Source organism: Burkholderia sp. BCC1999, from assembly GCF_905339975.1.
In the GTDB taxonomy this organism is placed as follows: domain Bacteria; phylum Pseudomonadota; class Gammaproteobacteria; order Burkholderiales; family Burkholderiaceae; genus Burkholderia.
In genome coordinates, this window is sequence record NZ_CAJPHP010000037.1 from 25,533 (window position 1) to 42,604 (window position 17,072).

At 64.9% G+C, this 17,072-nt stretch carries 20 protein-coding genes; 11 read left to right on the forward strand and 9 right to left on the reverse strand.

Annotation, left to right across the window (positions count from 1 at the left end; all coding sequences use genetic code 11):
* The first annotated feature begins 32 nt into the window (after positions 1 to 32).
* From nuoN to U5809_RS33470, 8 genes are all read left to right on the forward strand, one after another.
* The gene (nuoN, locus tag U5809_RS33435; RefSeq protein WP_282507521.1) at positions 33 to 1,487 is read left to right on the forward strand and encodes an NADH-quinone oxidoreductase subunit NuoN; all 1,455 of its coding nucleotides are present in this window, start codon (positions 33 to 35) and stop codon (positions 1,485 to 1,487) included.
* Positions 1,487 to 1,783 carry a DUF2818 family protein gene (locus U5809_RS33440; protein ID WP_034190810.1) on the forward strand — a complete coding sequence of 99 codons (297 nt, stop codon included), beginning with the start codon at positions 1,487 to 1,489 and terminating at the stop codon, positions 1,781 to 1,783. Before nuoN ends, U5809_RS33440 begins: the two co-directional genes overlap by 1 nt.
* A gap of 41 nt (positions 1,784 to 1,824) precedes the next feature.
* The gene (locus U5809_RS33445) at positions 1,825 to 2,415 is read left to right on the forward strand and encodes an NUDIX domain-containing protein (RefSeq protein ID WP_124453087.1); all 591 of its coding nucleotides are present in this window, start codon (positions 1,825 to 1,827) and stop codon (positions 2,413 to 2,415) included.
* A 136-nt stretch (positions 2,416 to 2,551) separates the two neighbouring features.
* Complete coding sequence (locus tag U5809_RS33450; RefSeq protein WP_043188814.1) at positions 2,552 to 2,974, forward strand: DUF1178 family protein; 423 nt, start codon at positions 2,552 to 2,554, stop codon at positions 2,972 to 2,974.
* A 54-nt stretch (positions 2,975 to 3,028) separates the two neighbouring features.
* Positions 3,029 to 4,225, forward strand: coding sequence for an acyl-CoA dehydrogenase family protein (locus tag U5809_RS33455; protein ID WP_282505627.1), 1,197 nt, complete (start codon positions 3,029 to 3,031; stop codon positions 4,223 to 4,225).
* Positions 4,226 to 4,244: 19 nt separating this feature from the next.
* Complete coding sequence (locus tag U5809_RS33460) at positions 4,245 to 5,378, forward strand: acyl-CoA dehydrogenase family protein (protein ID WP_322089681.1); 1,134 nt, start codon at positions 4,245 to 4,247, stop codon at positions 5,376 to 5,378.
* Positions 5,379 to 5,416: 38 nt separating this feature from the next.
* Complete coding sequence (locus tag U5809_RS33465) at positions 5,417 to 5,878, forward strand: MaoC family dehydratase (RefSeq protein WP_322089682.1); 462 nt, start codon at positions 5,417 to 5,419, stop codon at positions 5,876 to 5,878.
* Positions 5,875 to 6,351 (forward strand): MaoC family dehydratase, encoded by a 477-nt coding sequence (locus tag U5809_RS33470; RefSeq protein WP_322089683.1) that lies wholly within the window; start codon positions 5,875 to 5,877, stop codon positions 6,349 to 6,351. The genes U5809_RS33465 and U5809_RS33470 overlap by 4 nt, the downstream gene beginning before the upstream one ends.
* Positions 6,352 to 6,403: 52 nt before the next feature.
* Here the strand turns inward: U5809_RS33470 and U5809_RS33475 are convergent, their stop codons facing one another.
* Together U5809_RS33475 and U5809_RS33480 are read right to left on the reverse strand one after the other, a co-directional pair.
* Entirely contained in the window at positions 6,404 to 7,096 is a 693-nt protein-coding gene (locus tag U5809_RS33475) for a glutathione binding-like protein (RefSeq protein ID WP_322089684.1), read from the reverse strand.
* A 240-nt stretch (positions 7,097 to 7,336) separates the two neighbouring features.
* Positions 7,337 to 8,128, reverse strand: coding sequence for an oxepin-CoA hydrolase, alternative type (locus U5809_RS33480; RefSeq protein WP_322089685.1), 792 nt, complete (start codon positions 8,126 to 8,128; stop codon positions 7,337 to 7,339).
* Between the two features lie 202 nt (positions 8,129 to 8,330).
* Here U5809_RS33480 and U5809_RS33485 point away from each other — a divergent pair, with 202 nt between their 5' ends.
* Positions 8,331 to 8,987, forward strand: a complete 657-nt coding sequence (locus tag U5809_RS33485) for a glutathione S-transferase (RefSeq protein WP_322089686.1) — start codon at positions 8,331 to 8,333, stop codon at positions 8,985 to 8,987.
* Positions 8,988 to 9,029: 42 nt separating this feature from the next.
* On the opposite strand, the gene U5809_RS33490 is transcribed toward U5809_RS33485, so the two are convergent.
* Together U5809_RS33490 and U5809_RS33495 are read right to left on the reverse strand one after the other, a co-directional pair.
* Entirely contained in the window at positions 9,030 to 10,202 is a 1,173-nt protein-coding gene (locus tag U5809_RS33490; RefSeq protein ID WP_322089687.1) for a pyridoxal phosphate-dependent aminotransferase, read from the reverse strand.
* A gap of 33 nt (positions 10,203 to 10,235) precedes the next feature.
* Complete coding sequence (locus tag U5809_RS33495) at positions 10,236 to 10,733, reverse strand: putative toxin-antitoxin system toxin component, PIN family (protein WP_322089688.1); 498 nt, start codon at positions 10,731 to 10,733, stop codon at positions 10,236 to 10,238.
* 57 nt (positions 10,734 to 10,790) lie between these two features.
* Here U5809_RS33495 and yaaA point away from each other — a divergent pair, with 57 nt between their 5' ends.
* Entirely contained in the window at positions 10,791 to 11,573 is a 783-nt protein-coding gene (yaaA, locus tag U5809_RS33500) for a peroxide stress protein YaaA (protein WP_322089689.1), read from the forward strand.
* A gap of 88 nt (positions 11,574 to 11,661) precedes the next feature.
* The gene (locus U5809_RS33505; protein ID WP_322089690.1) at positions 11,662 to 12,816 is read left to right on the forward strand and encodes a M14-type cytosolic carboxypeptidase; all 1,155 of its coding nucleotides are present in this window, start codon (positions 11,662 to 11,664) and stop codon (positions 12,814 to 12,816) included.
* Positions 12,817 to 12,898: 82 nt separating this feature from the next.
* Here U5809_RS33505 and U5809_RS33510 read toward each other — a convergent pair whose 3' ends face one another.
* From U5809_RS33510 to U5809_RS33530, 5 genes are all read right to left on the reverse strand, one after another.
* Complete coding sequence (locus U5809_RS33510) at positions 12,899 to 13,546, reverse strand: BspC domain-containing protein (RefSeq protein WP_322089691.1); 648 nt, start codon at positions 13,544 to 13,546, stop codon at positions 12,899 to 12,901.
* Positions 13,547 to 13,686: 140 nt separating this feature from the next.
* Positions 13,687 to 14,361 carry an energy-coupling factor ABC transporter permease gene (locus tag U5809_RS33515; protein WP_322089692.1) on the reverse strand — a complete coding sequence of 225 codons (675 nt, stop codon included), beginning with the start codon at positions 14,359 to 14,361 and terminating at the stop codon, positions 13,687 to 13,689.
* A 75-nt stretch (positions 14,362 to 14,436) separates the two neighbouring features.
* Positions 14,437 to 15,273: a response regulator transcription factor gene (locus U5809_RS33520; protein WP_322089693.1), complete on the reverse strand. Its 837-nt coding sequence runs from the start codon at positions 15,271 to 15,273 to the stop codon at positions 14,437 to 14,439.
* Between the two features lie 210 nt (positions 15,274 to 15,483).
* Entirely contained in the window at positions 15,484 to 16,701 is a 1,218-nt protein-coding gene (locus tag U5809_RS33525; protein ID WP_322089694.1) for a DUF2863 family protein, read from the reverse strand.
* A gap of 176 nt (positions 16,702 to 16,877) precedes the next feature.
* Positions 16,878 to 17,072 (reverse strand): hypothetical protein (locus U5809_RS33530; RefSeq protein WP_322089695.1); only part of this gene is annotated, 195 nt, incomplete at its 5' end.

Sequence of the window (17,072 nt, forward strand, 5' to 3'; positions counted from 1 at the left end):
GAGCGGAGGAACTCTAGATCATGAACGCTCCTATGAATGTCCTGTTGCCTGACGCGCTGGTGATGGCCGCCATCGTCGTCGCATGGCTGAACGACACCTTTACCGGTGCTTCCGGCCGCCGCCTGACCTATCTGATCGCGGTTGTTTCGTCGGTCGTCGCCGGCGTGTGGTTCGCGGTGCAGGCACTCGACCCGCAGCAGTACTACTTCTTCTCGAAGATGGTCGTCGTCGACTCGTTCGCGAGCATGATGAAGGCTGTCGTGTCGTTCGGTTTCGCGGTCTCGCTCGTCTATTCGCGCAAGTACCTCGAAGATCGCGACATGTTCCGCGGCGACGTGTTCCTGCTCGGCATGTTCTCGCTGCTTGGCCAGCTGGTCATGGTGTCGGGCAACAACTTCCTGACGCTGTACCTCGGTCTCGAACTGATGTCGCTGTCGCTGTACGCAGTCATCGCGCTGCGCCGCGACGCCGCACAGTCGAGCGAAGCCGCGATGAAGTACTACGTGCTGGGCGCGCTTGCGTCGGGCTTCGTGCTGTACGGCATCTCGATGCTGTACGGCGCGACCGGCTCGCTCGAGCTGGGCGAGGTGTACAAGGCGGTCAGCGGCAACACCGATGCAGCCGTGCTGATGTTCGGCGTGGTCTTCATCGTCGCCGGTATCGCGTTCAAGCTCGGCGCCGTGCCGTTCCACATGTGGGTGCCGGACGTCTACCAAGGCGCACCGACCGCGATGACGCTGTTCGTCGGTGGCGGCCCGAAGGTTGCCGCGTTCGCGTGGGGCCTGCGCTTCCTGGTGATGGGCCTGCTGCCGCTCGCACAGAACTGGCAGACCGCGCTCGTGATCCTCGCCGCGCTGTCGCTGATCGTCGGCAACATCACCGGTATCGTCCAGCGCAACATCAAGCGGATGCTCGCGTACTCGGCGATCTCGAACATGGGCTTCGTGCTGCTCGGCCTGCTCGCGGGCATCGTGAAGGGCGACGCAGCGGCGCCGGCGAACGCCTACAGCTCGGCGATGTTCTACGCGATCGTCTACCTGATCACGACGCTCGGCTCGTTCGGCGTGGTGATGCTGCTCGCGCGCCGCGATTTCGAAGCCGATACGATCGACGACTTCAAGGGCCTCAACAAGCGCAGCCCGGTGTTCGCGTTCGTGATGATGGTCATGATGTTCTCGCTGGCGGGCATTCCGCCGACCGTCGGTTTCTACGCGAAGCTGGCCGTGCTCGAGGCGACCGTCAACGCGGGCCTCACGTGGCTGGCCGTGCTGGCCGTGATCACGTCGCTGTTCGGCGCGTTCTTCTACCTGCGCATCGTGAAGCTGATGTACTTCGATGCACCGCAGGATTCGACGCCGATCTCGGGTGATTTCTGCAAGCGCACGATTCTCGTGCTGAACGGCCTGGCGGTCGTCGTGCTCGGCCTGATCCCGAGCCCGCTGCTGACGGCCTGCCTGCAGGCAATCCGTCACACGTTGCCGCTGTAATGTCGGCAGCCGGCTGGTTTATCGTGCTGTTGGCGCTCGTGTGCGCCAACCTGCCGTTCCTGAACCAACGCCTCTTCGCCGTCGTGCCGTTCGGCGCGGCGAAGAAGAGTGCGTGGGTGCGGATCGGCGAGCTGATCGTGCTGTACTTCATCGTCGGCGCGCTCGGCTTCTGGCTCGAGTCGCGCGCCGGCAACCGCTTCGAACAAGGCTGGCAGTTTTACGCGATCACGTTCAGTCTCTTCGTCGTGTTCGCGTTCCCCGGCTTCACGTTCCAGTATCTCGTCAAACGACGCTGACGGCTTCGGCCGTCGCGTGCTCATCCCTCCGGAGCCCGCCGATGGCCGAACTACCCAATCACGACGCCGCACTGACCGAAACCTGCCTCGAGAGCGAGGCGATTTTCGAAGGCTCGTTCCTCAAGCTCAAGCGCGATACCGTCCGCCTGCCGGACGGCAAGAAGGCCACGCGCGAATACGTCCAGCATCCGGGCGCGGTGATGGTGATCCCGCTGTTCGACGACGGCCGCGTGCTGATGGAAAGCCAGTATCGCTATCCGATCGGCAAGGTGATGGCCGAATTCCCGGCCGGCAAGCTCGATCCGAACGAAGGCGCGCTCGCGTGCGCCGTGCGCGAACTGCGCGAGGAAACGGGTTACACGGCACGCGAATACGTGTTCCTGGCCCGCATTCACCCGATCATTTCCTATTCGACCGAATTCATCGACCTGTACCTTGCGCGCGGGCTGACGGCCGGCGAACGCAAGCTCGACGAAGGCGAATTCCTCGAAACCTTTACGGCGACGCAAGCCGACCTGCAGGAATGGGTGCGCACCGGCCAGATCACCGACGTGAAGACGATCATCGGCACGATGTGGCTCGACAAGGTGCTGTCCGGCACCTGGCCGCTCGGGCCGGTCGTGACCCCCTGAGCGTGGCGTCAGCGGCGGGTGGGGCGCCGCGTTACAATCCGGTGACGCGGTGCGCTCGTGCCGCGCGATCGGGATTTAGCACGATCGTTCACAAAATCACTTTTTGCGCTACACTCGTCACACGCCCTGATTCAGCATGAAGGTCCTCGATTTACAGTGCCCGCACGGTCATCGGTTCGAAGGCTGGTTCGCTTCCGCCGATGAATTCGAAGCGCAGTTGTCCCGCAAGCTGGTCGAATGTCCGGTGTGCGGGACGACCGAGGTCAACCGCCTGCCGTCGGCGCCGCGCCTGAACCTGTCGGGCGCGACGCAGGCCCAGCCGGCCGATCCGCGTGCGCTGCAGGCGCAGGTGATGCGCGCACTGCGCGAGGTGCTGGAGAAGACCGAGAACGTGGGCGAGCGCTTCGCCGAGGAAGCGCGGCGCATCCATTACAACGAGGCGCCCGCACGCAGCATTCGTGGCGTCACGACGCCCGAAGATGCGCAATCCTTGGCCGAAGAAGGCATCGACGTGATGCCGCTGCCGATTCCTGCCGCGCTGAAAGAACCGCTGCAATGACGTACGCAGTGGGTCCTGGCCGGGCTGGACGGCCGCGGACAGGAGACACTGCGCATGGATCTGGATTATTCCCCCGCCGACGACGCGTTCCGCGTTGACGTCCGCGCCTGGCTCGAGGCCAACCTGCCTCATGCACTGCGCGCCAAGGTACTCGATCACAAACGACTCGACCGCGAGGATTTCGCGAGCTGGCACCGGATTCTCGGCCAGCGCGGCTGGTCCGCGCCTGCCTGGCCCGTCGAATACGGCGGCCCGGGCTGGAACGCGACGCAGCGGCACATCTGGGACGAGGAGTGCGCACGGATCGGTGCGCCGACCGTGCTGCCGTTCGGCGTATCGATGGTCGCGCCGGTGCTGATGAAGTACGGTAGCGAAGCACAGAAACGCCACTATCTGCCACGCATACTCGACGGTTCCGACTGGTGGTGCCAGGGTTACTCGGAGCCCGGTTCGGGATCCGACCTCGCCTCGTTGCGCACGCGCGCCGAGCGCCACGGCGACCACTATGTCGTCAACGGCCAGAAGACCTGGACGACGCTCGGCCAGTACGCCGACATGATGTTCTGCCTCGTGCGCACCGATCCTGCCGCGAAGAAGCAAGAGGGCATCTCGTTCCTGCTGATCGACATGAAGACGCCCGGCATCACGGTGCGGCCAATCGTCATGCTCGACGAGGACCACGAGGTCAACGAAGTGTTCTTCGAGGACGTGAAGGTGCCGGTCGAGAACCTCGTCGGCGACGAGAACCGCGGCTGGACCTATGCGAAATACCTGCTCGGCCATGAGCGAACCGGCATCGCGCGCGTCGGTGCATCGAAGCGCGAACTCGCGTTCCTGAAGCGCGTGGCGTCGAACCAGCGCAAGAACGGCAAGCCTTTGCTCGCCGATCCGGTGTTCGCCGCGAAGGTCGCGGCGCTCGAAGTCGAGCTGATGGCGCTCGAGGTGACGGTGCTGCGCGTCGTCAGCCGCGAGACGAGCGGCAAGGGGCCCGGCCCCGAGGCATCGATGCTGAAGATCAAGGGCACCGAGGTGCAGCAGGCGCTTACCGAACTGATGGTCGACGCGATCGGCCCGCTCGCCGCGCCGTTCGACGTGCCGTTCCTCGACGGCGAGCGCGAGCACAGCATCGCGGGTGACGACGATGCGGCGCCGCTCGCCGCGTACTACTTCAATTACCGGAAGACGTCGATCTACGGCGGTTCGAACGAGATCCAGAAGAACATCATCGCGCAGATGATTCTGGGGCTGTGATCAGGGAACGGAGACAACCATGGATTTCAGCTTTACCGATGAGCAGCAGCAGTTCGCTGATGCGCTGCGCCGTTATCTCGGCGAGCAATACGGCTTCGACGCGCGCCAGGCGATCGTGCGCAGCGACACGGGCGTATCGGACACGCAATGGGGTGCGTTCACGGAACTGGGGCTGACCGCGCTGCCCGTGCCGGACGCACAGGGCGGCTTCGGCGGCGGCCCCGTCGACATGCTGGTCGTGATGCAGGAGCTCGGCCGCGCGCTCGTGATCGAGCCGTACTGGGCCACGGCGGTCGGCGTCGAGGCATTGCGTATCGCCGGCTCCGGCGCGGGCGAGGATGCGGCGCTGCTGGAGGCCGTCGCACAGGGGCAGAAGCGGCTGGCGGTCGCGTTCCATGAACCGCATGCGCGCTACGACCTGTACGAACTCGACACGCACGCGCGCGAACAGGGCGGCACGTACCGGCTGACTGGCGCCAAGTCGGTCGTACAACACGGCGCACAGGCGCATGCGTGGATCGTGCCTGCGCGCGTCGATGGTGGCGGCATCGGCCTTTTCGTCGTCGAACGCGATGCGGCGAACGCGAAGGTGGCCGACTACCGGACGATCGACGGCCAGCGTGCCGCGACGATCGAATTCAACGAAACGCCGGCCCGATTGCTGACGGGCGGTGCGCGCGACGCGGCGGCGCTCGAGCAGATTGCCGACTACGCGACGTTCCTGCTGTGCGCGGAAGCGGTCGGCGCGCTCGACGAACTGAATCGTGCGACGGTCGAATATACGAAGACGCGCGAGCAGTTCGGCGTGCCGATCGCGCGTTTCCAGGCGCTGCAGCACCGGATGGTCGACATGCTGATCCATGCGGAGCAGGCACGTTCGCTGACCTATCTGGCGGCAGTGCGCTATGCGAGCGGCGACCCCGATGCGCGGCGCAAGGCCGTATCGGCCGCGAAGGCGCGTGTCGGTGCGGCCGCACGCTTCGTCGGCCAGCAGGCCGTCCAGTTGCACGGTGGCATGGGCGTGACCAACGAGGTCGCCGCCGCGCATTTGTTCAAGCGGCTGACGATCATCGAGACGACGCTTGGCGACACCGATCATCATCTTGCCCGCATCGCGGCGCTGCCCGATTTCGCGCAGACCGACGCGGCATGACGGCGACGCGCGAGCGCGCCAGACAAGGAGACTTGCAAGTGGGTATCAGTTACGAAGACCTGGTGGTCGGCAGCACCACCGAAGTGGGCCGCTACACGTTCGAGCCCGACGACATCAAGGCGTTCGCGAAACGCTATGACCCGCAGCCGTTCCACCTCGACGAGGAAGCCGGGAAGGCATCGCATTTCGGCGGGCTCGTCGCGAGCGGCTGGCATACGTGTTCGGTGTTCATGAGCCTGCTCATCAAGAAGCTCGGGCCGGATTCGACCAGCATGGGCTCGCCGGGCATCGACTCGATCCGCTGGCTCAAGCCGGTGCGGGCCGGCGACACGATCACGATGTACCAGAAGGTCCACGACAAGCGCGTGTCGGAGAGCAAGCCCGACCGCGGCATCGTGTCGACGGAGTGGGTCGGCACGAACGAAGCCGGCGAGACGGTGATCAGCGTGCACACGAAGGTGCTCTTCGGGCTGCGCCATCCGGGACGGGCAAGCGCATGACGGACGTGACCTTGCCGCTGATCGCATCGGCGCAGGCGCTGCAGGCACGGGTCGGCGCGGAGCCGCTCGCGAGCGGCTGGATCGCGATCGACCAGCCTCGTGTCGACGGTTTCGCCGACGCGACCGGCGATCATCAATGGATCCACGTCGATCCCGAACGCGCACGACGCGAGTCGCCGTTCGGCGGGCCGATCGCGCACGGGTTCCTGACGCTGTCGTTGATTCCCGCGTTGATGACCGATGCGATGCGCTTCGAGCAGAAGATGGGCGTGAACTACGGACTGAATCGCGTGCGATTCCTGAAGCCGGTGCCGGTCGGTGCACGCGTGCGCGCGTTGTTTGCGGTGAAGGAAACCGCCGATGCCGCGCAGGGCGGCGCGCAGGTGACGTGGTCGGTGTCGATCCAGGCCGAGCGTCCCGATGCGCCGCTGCTGGTGTGCGCGGCGGAGTTCATCACGCTGCATTACTTCTGAAGCGCGGGGCGGCAGGCACGGATGCCGCCCTGCCTGTCACGTCACATGCGTGTCAGTGCTTCGCGTATTGCGTCGCGCCGAACAGCACTTCGCGTGCCTTGTCGTCCTGCAGTGCCTTGCGCATCGACGCGAGCACTTCGACGCCGCGCTGCACGGCCGGTCGCGCGGCGATCGCGTCGTACCAGCGCTTCACGTTCGGCAACGCGTCGAGCACGACGCCCTGGTTCTGCCACGAGCGCGTCCACGGGAACGTCGCAATGTCCGCGATCGTGTACGCGTCGCCCGCGAGATATTCGGATTCGCCGAGGCGCTTGTCCATCACGTTGTACAGGCGCTTCGCTTCGTTCGTGTAGCGGTTGACCGCGTACTCGATCTTCTCCGGTGCATACAGGCGGAAGTGGTGCGCCTGCCCGAGCATCGGGCCGACGCCGCCCATCTGGAACATCAGCCACTCAAGCGTCGCATAGCGCGCGGCCGGATCGGTCGGCAGGAACTTGCCGGTCTTCTCCGCGAGATAGATCAGGATCGCACCCGATTCGAACAGCGAGATCGGCTTGCCGCCGGGGCCGTCCGGATCGACGATGGCCGGAATCTTGTTGTTCGGGCTGATCTTCAGGAAATCGGGCTTGAACTGGTCGCCAGCGCCGATATCGACCGGATGTGCACGGTATGCGAGGCCCGTTTCCTCGAGCATGATGTGCACCTTGTGGCCGTTCGGGGTCGCCCAGCTATAGACGTCGATCATCGTCAACTCCTTGGTTGCATGCGCGAAAGCGACGCCGGGAGCGCCGCGACAGGCGGTCATTAGAGCATGGATCGACGCGGGCTGCTGGCGACGGAAACGTGCCTGCGGATGCGTGTGCGTGGGCGACGTGGCGTGCGTCGCCGACGTCGTGCATGGCGTGTGTCAGGGCATTTTTTGCGCGGTTTCGATCGCCTTGGCGACAGGGCGCCGCCGCGGCGTGTCGAGAGCGGACGGAGCGGATCAGCGCTTGTAGTGCGGCTGGCGTTTCTCGATAAATGCGGTGATACCTTCGAGCCCGTCCGCATGATGCAACGACGTGACGAAATGATCGCGCTCGGTACCGAGATGCGATTCGAGCGGTTGCGTCGTCGCATCGTCGAGCAGCGACTTGATGCGCGTGAGCGCATTCGGCGAGATGCTGGCGAGTGCGTCGGCCCAGGCGAGCGCGTCGGTCAGTGCCGCGCCGGGCACGGCGAGCCGGTTCACGACGCCGAGCGCATGCAGGCGCTCGGCGGTGATCGGTTTGCCTTCGAACAGGATCTCGGCCGCCATCGCGCGCGGCAGTGCGCGCGCGAGGAACCACGAACCGCCGCCGTCCGGTGTGAGCCCCACGCGTGCATACGACATCACGAATTTGGCGTCGTGCGCGGCGACGATCAGGTCGCACGCGAGCGCGAGCGAGAAGCCCGCGCCGGCCGCGGCGCCTTCGACGGCTGCGATCACCGGTTTCGTCGAGGCGCGGATCGCCGCGACCCATGCGGCGAGCTGGTCGATGCTGTCGGCCTGGTAGGACGGATCTTTCGAACGGTTCTCGAGTAACCGGTTCAGGTTGCCGCCTGCACAGAAGAAGCGATCGGCGCCCGTCAGTACGACTGCGCGAATCGCGGGATCGCGATCGGCGGTGGCAATTGCTTCGATGCCGGCCGCATACATGTCGGGATGCAGCGCGTTGCGCGCGCCCGGATTGGACAGCGTGAGGACGAGCGTCGAATCGCTCTCGGGCGGACGCGAGGCCAGCAGTTCAGCACTCATGCGTGTGTGTCTCCATCGGATGGCGTGGCGGCGGCGCCGCGCATGTTGCGCGGGCAGTCGGAACGGTTGCCGCAGCAGATGTAATGTTGTCGTGGCGAACGCAAAACTTGCTTTAGACTAGCACGAACGTGCTTTTCAGCGCGATGAATCCCGATGCGGCCGCCACCGTCGCGGCTGCGCTTCAGCAAGGAAGGAGACTCCGATGCTACAGCTGTGCGGTATTCCGTTGTCCAACTATTACAACAAGGTGAAGTTCGTGCTGCTCGAGCACGACATTCCGTTCGAGGAGTCGGTGTGCGGTTTGCCGATCAGCGATCCGGCCCAGCTCGTCGATTCGCCGCTCGGCAAGATTCCGTTCCTGAAGACCGAAGAAGGCGCGTTGTTCGAGTCGCAGGTGATCATCGAATACCTCGCCGCGCGCTATCCCGAGAAAGGCATTTTTCCGGCGAGCCCGTTCACGGCCGCGAAGGTGCGCGAACTGGTCGAGACGCTCGAGCTGTATCTCGAATGGATGGCGCGCGAGGTCTATACGGAAGCGTTTTTCGGCGGCAAGGTCAGTGACGGGATGAAGGCGCACGTCGAGAAGCGTCTGCCGCGTGCGATCGATGCGTTCAAGCAGATGACGCAGTTTTCGCCGTACGTGCTCGGCGAATCGTTCGGCCTCGCGGACATCGCCGCGTGGGTTCATCTGCCGGTCATCGGGATGGCGACGAAGGCCATATTCGGACGCGATTTCCTGCTCGACGCCGGCATCGACTGGAAGGCGCACGCGAAGCAGGTCGGCGATCGTCCGGCCGCGCAACGCGTGGCCGCCGAGCGCAAGGCGTACATCGAAGCGACGAGCGTCGCGCGCTCGTAAGCGCGGTTTCCGCAGGGCGGCGGGTGGCCGCCCGTGCGGAACTTACAGGCGGGCGAGTCGTTCGAGCGCGGACGCGAGCGTGCTTTCCTGCTTCGCGAAGCAGAAGCGAACGACACCCGATTCGTGCGGCTCGTGATAGAACGCCGACACCGGAATGGCCGCCACGCCGATCTCCGACGTGAGCCACTTCGAGAATTCCGCTTCGGGCAGGTCGCTGATCGCCGAGTAATCGACGCACTGGAAGTACGTGCCCGGGCACGGCAGCAGCTTGAAGCGCGTGCGCTCGAGGCCGGCGCGGAAGAAGTCGCGTTTCTTCTGGTAGAAGCCGGCCAGCGACAGGTACGGCGCCGGGTCGCGCAGGTAGTCGGCGAGCCCGATCTGCATCGGCGTATTCACCGTGAACACGTTGAACTGGTGGACCTTGCGGAATTCCGCGGTCAGCGCGGCAGGCGCTGCGACATAACCGACCTTCCAGCCCGTCACGTGATAGGTCTTGCCGAAGCTCGACACGATGAAGCTGCGCGCGGCGAGTTCCGGGTAGCGCGCGACGCTCTCGTGGCGCGCACCGTCATAGACCATGTGCTCGTACACTTCGTCCGACAGGATCAGCACATTGGTGCCGCGCACGATGTCCTCGAGCTTGCGCATGTCCGCCTCGCGCCACACGGTACCCGTCGGGTTATGCGGCGTGTTGATCAGGATCATCCGCGTCTTCGGCGTGATCGCGGCCGCGAGCCGGTCGAACGGGATCGTATAGTCGGGCGCCTCGAGCGTGACGAAGACGGGCGTGCCACCGGCGAGTTCGATCGACGGCAGGTAGCTGTCGTAGGTCGGTTCGACGACGATCACTTCGTCGCCCGGATGCACCGCGCACAGGATCGCCGTCAGCAGCGCCTGCGTTGCGCCGGCCGTCACGGTGATCTCGGTGGCGGGATCGTAGCGCCGGCCGTAGACCTGCGCGATCTTGTCGGCGATCGCGTCGCGCAGCGGCGCCACGCCGGCCATCGGCGGATACTGGTTGTGCCCGTTGCGCATCGCGGCCGCGACCGCGTCGACGATGCGCGGATCGCAATCGAAATCCGGGAAGCCCTGGCCGAGGTTCACCGCGCCTTTTTCGGCGGCAAGCGCGCTCATGACCGTGAAGATCGTCGTGCCGACGTTCGGCAGGCGCGAGGGGAAAACGGGAGTCATTGGCATGTCTGAAGGAGCGTTCATCGATACGGTCGAATTCGGGTGGTGCGGCGTAGGTCAGGCCGGCGTGGTCGTCGCGGCCGGCGCGGCGTCGAGCGCGCAGGCCTCGGTAAACGGCGCGGGTTGCGCGATCCGGAAGCCGAAGTCGCGTGCGGTGCGTTTCGCGAGCTTCAGCAGCGCGCGGTCTTTCGACACGAGCCACTCGGCCTGCGCGGCGCGGGCGAGTTCGAGAAACTTCTGGTCGTCGCGGTCCTTGCACTTCGGCAGTGGCGGCGCGTCGGCGTCGACGGGCGGCGGCTCGACGAGGCTGGCGAGGCGGGCGACGGTCGCGAGCGCGGCCGCCTTGTCGATGGCACGCGACTGGAACTGCGGATAGTCGAGCACGTATTCGAGCTCGGTCAGGCAGCGGCCGTCGATCACGGCGGCGAGCGCGCCGCTTTCGAGCGCGGCCCGGATCGGGCGCGTAGCGGGGTCGTCGAATACGAGGATGTCGATCCAGACGTTCGAGTCGAGCACGACGCGGTGTGCGGCATGCGGGGCGAGAGAGCGGGTCATTCGTTACAATCGGTGGTTTTCGTCTGACCGCAAGGCACGGCGTGCCAGCGAGCCTCTATGATAATCGTTCTCTCTCCAGCCAAATCCCTCGACTACGATACGCCCGCGCATGTCCAGTCTTACACGAAGCCTGCATTCGTCGACGACGCGTCCGAGCTGATCGACGGCCTGCGCAAACTGTCGCCGCAGGACATCGCGACGCTGATGGATATTTCCGACCCGCTCGCGCGCCTGAATTTCCAGCGCTACGCAGACTGGTCGCGAACCTTTACGCCGGCCAATGCGAAGCAGGCCGTGCTTGCGTTCAACGGCGACGTCTATGAAGGTTTCGACGCGAAATCGCTGTCGTCGGCCGATCTCGACTACGCGCAGCAGCACGTGCGCGTGCTGTCGGGCCTTTACGGGCTGCTGCGTCCGCTCGACCTGCTGCAGCCGTACCGGCTCGAGATGGGCACGCGTTTCGCGAACGCGCGCGGAAAGGATCTGTACGCGTTCTGGGGCGACCGCATCACGCGGGCGCTGAACGAGCAGCTCGAGACGCGCAGCGGCGCGGCACGTGTGCTGGTCAACTGCGCGTCGACCGAATACTTCAAGTCGGTCAAGCCGAAACTGCTGGCCGCGCCCGTCGTCACGCCGGTGTTCGAGGACTGGAAGGGCGGCCGCTACAAGATCATCAGCTTCCACGCGAAGCGTGCGCGCGGCCTGATGGCGCGCTTTATCGTCGAGAACCGGATTGCCGACCCGAAGACGCTGAAGGATTTCGCGACGGAAGGCTATGCGTTCGACGCGGCTGCATCGAACGATTCCACTTACGTATATCGCCGGCGAGTCGGCGAGTGACCCAGCCGGCCGTTCACGAGACGGCCGGCGCATGCATGAGGCCGGGCAAGCGCTACACCGCCTGTTCCGGTCGACCAAGGAGAGACAGATGGCCCTTTCGATCACCAGCAATTTCGACGCAGGCGCAATCGACGTCGTGTCGTGCGACAGTCCCGATGCGATCCGGCTGCGCGTGCGCGGCGACAACCGCTCGGAATTCGCGCAATGGTTCTACTACCGCTTGACGGGCGCGCGTGGCGAGCGGTGCGTGATGACGTTCGAGAATGCCGCTGAATGCGCGTATCCGTCGGGCTGGCGTAACTACCATGCGGTGGCGAGCTACGACCGGGTCGACTGGTTCCGCGTGCCGACGACGTTCGACGGCAAGACGATGACCATCGACCATACGCCCGAGTTCGACAGCATCTATTACGCGTATTTCGAACCGTACTCGGAAGAGCGCCACGCGGCGTTTCTCGGTGCGGTCCAGCAGTTGCCGCAGGCGAGCGTCGTCGAGCTTGGCCGCACGGTCGAAGGCCGTCCGATGTCGCTGCTGACGCTCGGCACGCCGGAAACCGACGACGCACCGAAGAAGAAGGTGTGGATCATCGCGCGCCAGCATCCGGGCGAGTCGATGGCCGAGTGGTTCGTCGAGGGGCTCGTCAAGCGGCTGGCAGGATGGGGTGACTGGGCCGGCGATCCGGTTGCGCGCAAGCTCTACGATCGCGTGACGTTCCACATCGTCCCGAACATGAACCCGGACGGCAGCGTGCATGGCAACCTGCGCACCAACGCGGCAGGCGCGAACCTGAATCGCGAGTGGATGGCTCCGGATGCCGAACGCAGCCCCGAGGTGCTGGCCGTGCGCGACGCGATCCATGCGATCGGCTGCGACATGTTCTTCGACATTCACGGCGACGAGGATCTGCCGTACGTGTTCGTCGCCGGTTCGGAGATGCTGCCGAGCTTTACCGAGCAGCAGGGCAAGGAACAGACCGCGTTCATCGACGCGTTCAAGGTCGCGAGCCCCGACTTCCAGACCGAGCACGGTTATGCGGCAAGCAAGTACAAGGAAGATGCACTCAAGCTCGCGTCGAAGTACATCGGCCATCAGTTCGGTTGCCTGTCGCTGACGCTCGAGATGCCGTTCAAGGACAACGCGAACCTGCCCGACGAGCGCGTCGGCTGGAATGGCGAGCGCAGCGCGGCGCTTGGCGCGGCGATGCTGGCCGCGATCCTGGTGCACGTCGACACGTTCGCGTAAGCGAATCGTCGTCGTATGAAAAAAGCCGGGGTATCTCAGGATGCCCCGGCTTTTTTGCGTCTGTGGTTGCCGCTCGGTCGTATCAGGACTTCTTCGCGGTCTTCTTCTTCACGACCTTCTTCTGGCCGCTCGATTTTTTCGTGGCGGCGGCCTTCTTGCCGGTACGGCCCGATGCCTTCGCCTTGCCTCGGTGCGTCTTGCCCTTGAACTTCTTCGTCGATGACGACGAGCGTTCGGCGCGCGGCTTCAGCGGCGGAACGGGGTCGTTCCAGCTGAACGCGAGCATTTGCTGGCCGACGTAGCCGCAACGGAATTTCAGCGGCGTCGGGTCGCTGCCGTCGCTGTGGATGCCTTGGCCGTCGACCGTGACGATGTTATCGACTTTCACGCGCTGCTTGCCCTGGTCGAACGAGTCGTTCCACGGTGTGATCGTCGCGTTGCCGTTGTCGAATGCGTTCGGTGCGAAGTCGACGCGGTCGAATGCCGTCGACGTACTGGCGATGAAGCTGCCGTGCGCCGCGCAATCGGCAGCGAGCGGATCGGCGTGCATTTCGTTGACGAATTTGTTGATCAGTTCGGAGCGCTGGTCGAGCAGGTCGGCGAATGCCGGTGCGGGAAGCGCAAGCGACAGGCCCGCGATACAGGCTGCCAGCTTGCCGAGCGCCCGGAAAAACCGGAGCGAGGCAGGAGAGCTGTCCATCTGGTTATTGGTGAGGAGCGAATGAGACATCGGGCACGTATAGATGCCCGATGAAGAACAGGAGTTCAATCTTAGCGTAAAAAAGTTGTGCGGCAGTAGGTGGCGTATTCTGCCGCGCCGCGGAAGGAGCCGACGGTATGGGTTGAAACGTGCGCGCGTCCGGAGGAAATTCAGGCGCGCGGGCCGCCGAGGCGATAGCGCCGGACGTCGAAGGTCGTGACCCACGCAGGGCGATAGACGGCGATGAGTGCCGTCGCCATGCCCGTGAACCACGCTTCGCCGAGCGCGAGCAGTGCGGTGTTCAGCAGATAGCCGGCAGGAATCACGACGGGTACGCCATCCGCGAGCGCGAGCTGGACGCCGGCTGCCGCGGCGGCGACCGCCACGATCGCGATGGCCGGCGACAGGAACCCCTGCCCGGTGATGAACGATGCGAGGTTGTGCGGCAGCCACGCGAGCGCGGCGCGCTGCAGCAACGCCGACACGGCGACAGGCAGCGCACCGTAGATCAGATAGGTCAGGCCAATGCCTTGCCATGGCGCGTCGAAGATGATCGCGGCAACCGCCGTGACGGCGCCCATCGCGATCAGTGCAAGCGTCCAGTCGAACAGTGTGACGAGCAGCGTGGCGCCAAGCAGATGCATGACGATGCCGTCTTCGAGCCAGGCATTCGACGCCCAGAGGACCGAAATCGCGGTGACGAGCGCGAGCCACACGTGCTGGAGCGTGGCGTCCTGCAGGCGCACGAACGGGCGCTTCCAGAGCGCGAGCGCGAGCAGGGCCACGGCGGCGATCCAGCCACCGATGCCAACCCAGAGCGGGAGCGGTGTGAAAAGAAAACCCATGCGTTCATATTACTCGTTGAGCATCAAAGGTGGGAATTCGCACATACCGACCGTCGCAATATCGAGACTGTTCGCCTAGCGCTCGCGCCGGAACCGTGCCGGCGGCTCGGCGGCGGTTGGCAGGTCCTGCGCGCCGGCGTTCGCGGCTGGCACCGGGTACGGATGGTCATTCCGTTGTGCGCGCAGCGGAACCGGACCGCGTTCGCCGATGTTCGGCTTGCGTGCGCGGTTGCGGTTCGCCAGCAGCACCTCGAGATGCGGTGACAGCCAACCGTTGTAGATTGCGACCGCGGCGGCGCGGTTCGCGGCACCGAGCTGCTGGAAGATACTGGCGAGGTGGATCTTCACGGTCCCTTCACTGATGCCGAGCGTCCGGGCGATCATCTTGTTCGTGCTGCCCATGTGGACGAAGCGCATGATCTGCGCTTGCCGCGGCGACAGCAGGCCGCTCGGTGGGCGGCGGGCAAGCGATCCGGCGAGCGTCTGGAAATGGGCATCGTGGCGTGCCGCAGTCACGGAGGGCAGCAGGCTGAGCGCGCTTGGCGGAATGTAGTGCCCACCCAGCAGCACGATCTCCAGTGCTCGCACGATCAGATGCGGCCGCGTGGAGTGCGGGATCACGCCCGCGACACCATGGTTGAAGAAGCGCTGGACGGCGTCGGGCGGCGCTTCGTCGACCAGCACCGCTGCTGGTGTCGGCGAGCATGCACTGCAGAGCGCCTGAAGCTCGCCGAGCCGGCCGACGTCGAGCCAGTCGATTGCGACGAGGTCGAAGCGCTGGGCACGCAGCAGGCGGCGCGCCTGGAAACCGTCCGGCGCATCGTTGATGCTGGCGTGACGGTCGATCTGCCGCAGCAGGGCCTTCAGTCCATCACGCCGCTCGGCGTCTGAATTGAGTATCAGGAACCGCATATTCAATCTCCGTAAGGGTGAGTCATTGATTGCTGTCGGGCATACGTTGGCCCCGATAATGACAAAGACCTTACACGATGTCTGCTAGGCTGAAAGGCTTAGGAATTGTCTGAAATTTCGGGCGGAAAACGATCGGACAAGAAAAAAGCCGCTCCGGCGGGAACCGGGAGCGGCTTCGGACCGGCAGGCCGGGAGGCCTGCGGCATCGGGTCAGTGGAAGTGCGGCTGGGCGGGCGATGCGTCTTCCGGCATTTCCGCATGGACGATTTCGCCGAGCGGATCCGCGTAGAGCGGCACGCCGCAGTCGTCGCAGTATTCCGGTTCGAAGCGGCCCGCGTGCCTGCGGACGTCGGTTACGCCGCATTCCTTCAGCAGGCTCACGATTTCCTCGAGCGGCCCGTCCATCGGCGCTTCGCCTTCGAGCGTCGCGTTGTCGATCGACACGTCGCCGTTTTCGCGGCCGTACAGCGGCCATACGACGCCGTAGATCACGTCATTGCTCGCACGCCGCGTGAAGCCGACACGATACTCGTCGATACGGCGTTCGCCGAAGCCGGCGACCACCGCGCGCAACTCCTGCGGCGCCGCACCAAGTGTGTCAAACAGATAACGAATGGCCGTTCGCACCGTGTGCGGACGAATGCGCTCGTCCGCATCGCGGCAGGCCGAGTAGTACGCGTCCGGAAGCAGGCATTCGAATTCGCAGCCGGGCAGGGCGATCGACAGGTTCGGACCGCCCTGGGCCGTCCACTGCTCGAGGCACTGGCCGCGTTCGATCCTGCTGCCGTTCTCTTCTTCTTGCCAGCGGAACAGCGGCGCGCCGGCAGGGGCGGCGACCACCGCAAGAAGGAAGCGCGGGTCGGCCAGGATCGGCGACGTTTCGGGCAGGTCGCCGAAGCTCAGCTTGGGCGTGTGCTGGCTGATCGCCGCGTGCGCGAGCTGCTGCGCAAGTCGGTAGGTCTCGACGTGGTGCCGCGGCAACTGGTCGATGCTGTAGAGGAACGGCGCGAGCCCGACGAGCGTGCCGTTCGCGAGGACATGCGCCTGCAGGTGCGTTCGCAGCGCGTCGGCAACGTCGCCCTTGAGCGGGCCCGACGGAATCATGTAGCGCGTCCATGCGAGCACCGGAACCGCGACCAGCAGCGCATCGTACGGTTGACCGTCGTGCTCGATCACCATCGACTCGCTGTGCGTCTCGGCCATGTCGGCCAGCGCGCCGTATGCATCGGGGTGATTCTGCTGAAGATGGTCGAGCGCTGCGTCGAGCGTGGTCTGGTTGCCGTTGCGGACAATCTTGGCGAGCAGCGCGTCGAGCTTCGCTTCCCAGAAGCGATCCTCGATGCGGCTGCCCGAGGCGAAGAGCGCAAGCGACAGACCGACCAGTTTGTCGGCATCGGGGGGGAGGCGTTTGGCGATTCGCTGGCGCATATTAAAGACGTATATAGAAAGAGGCGAAGAACCTCACATTCTAGTCCGTTCTTTGCACCATAAGCGGTCTCGTGCCCGGACATGCCTGGCCGGCCGAAATGCGGCTTTTGTAAAAAAGTTGCGCCAAACCCCTTGCGCAGTTCGAGGACGGTGCCTACAATCACGCCTCTTTCGCGCTAACGGAAACGCAGCGCGGGAGGGAAGGGAAGCGGTGCTGTTGAGGCTTGGTGGTACGGGCCTCGGCGGTGCAGGAAGTTGAGCCCCGCAGTCGCAACGATGTAGTGTAAAAAGTTGTTGACGAGCTGCGAAACACGGTTCATAATCTCGCTTCTCTGCTGCTGAAAACGCAGCGCTGCCGGGAACGCGAAGTT

What these genes read in the sequence shown, in the direction of transcription:
- U5809_RS33455 (WP_282505627.1), top strand. Translation starts at nt 3,029, where the DNA reads ATGGATCTGGATTATTCCCCCGCCGACGACGCGTTCCGCGTTGACGTC.
- nuoN (WP_282507521.1), top strand. Translation starts at nt 33, where the DNA reads ATGAATGTCCTGTTGCCTGACGCGCTGGTGATGGCCGCCATCGTCGTC.
- U5809_RS33495 (WP_322089688.1), bottom strand. Translation starts at nt 10,733, where the DNA reads ATGACCCGCTCTCTCGCCCCGCATGCCGCACACCGCGTCGTGCTCGAC.
- U5809_RS33480 (WP_322089685.1), bottom strand. Translation starts at nt 8,128, where the DNA reads ATGAGTGCTGAACTGCTGGCCTCGCGTCCGCCCGAGAGCGATTCGACG.
- U5809_RS33490 (WP_322089687.1), bottom strand. Translation starts at nt 10,202, where the DNA reads ATGAACGCTCCTTCAGACATGCCAATGACTCCCGTTTTCCCCTCGCGC.
- U5809_RS33525 (WP_322089694.1), bottom strand. Translation starts at nt 16,701, where the DNA reads ATGCGCCAGCGAATCGCCAAACGCCTCCCCCCCGATGCCGACAAACTG.
- U5809_RS33510 (WP_322089691.1), bottom strand. Translation starts at nt 13,546, where the DNA reads ATGTCTCATTCGCTCCTCACCAATAACCAGATGGACAGCTCTCCTGCC.
- U5809_RS33450 (WP_043188814.1), top strand. Translation starts at nt 2,552, where the DNA reads ATGAAGGTCCTCGATTTACAGTGCCCGCACGGTCATCGGTTCGAAGGC.
- U5809_RS33505 (WP_322089690.1), top strand. Translation starts at nt 11,662, where the DNA reads ATGGCCCTTTCGATCACCAGCAATTTCGACGCAGGCGCAATCGACGTC.
- U5809_RS33515 (WP_322089692.1), bottom strand. Translation starts at nt 14,361, where the DNA reads ATGGGTTTTCTTTTCACACCGCTCCCGCTCTGGGTTGGCATCGGTGGC.
- U5809_RS33440 (WP_034190810.1), top strand. Translation starts at nt 1,487, where the DNA reads ATGTCGGCAGCCGGCTGGTTTATCGTGCTGTTGGCGCTCGTGTGCGCC.
- U5809_RS33460 (WP_322089681.1), top strand. Translation starts at nt 4,245, where the DNA reads ATGGATTTCAGCTTTACCGATGAGCAGCAGCAGTTCGCTGATGCGCTG.
- U5809_RS33485 (WP_322089686.1), top strand. Translation starts at nt 8,331, where the DNA reads ATGCTACAGCTGTGCGGTATTCCGTTGTCCAACTATTACAACAAGGTG.
- U5809_RS33475 (WP_322089684.1), bottom strand. Translation starts at nt 7,096, where the DNA reads ATGATCGACGTCTATAGCTGGGCGACCCCGAACGGCCACAAGGTGCAC.
- U5809_RS33470 (WP_322089683.1), top strand. Translation starts at nt 5,875, where the DNA reads ATGACGGACGTGACCTTGCCGCTGATCGCATCGGCGCAGGCGCTGCAG.
- yaaA (WP_322089689.1), top strand. Translation starts at nt 10,791, where the DNA reads ATGATAATCGTTCTCTCTCCAGCCAAATCCCTCGACTACGATACGCCC.
- U5809_RS33520 (WP_322089693.1), bottom strand. Translation starts at nt 15,273, where the DNA reads ATGCGGTTCCTGATACTCAATTCAGACGCCGAGCGGCGTGATGGACTG.
- U5809_RS33445 (WP_124453087.1), top strand. Translation starts at nt 1,825, where the DNA reads ATGGCCGAACTACCCAATCACGACGCCGCACTGACCGAAACCTGCCTC.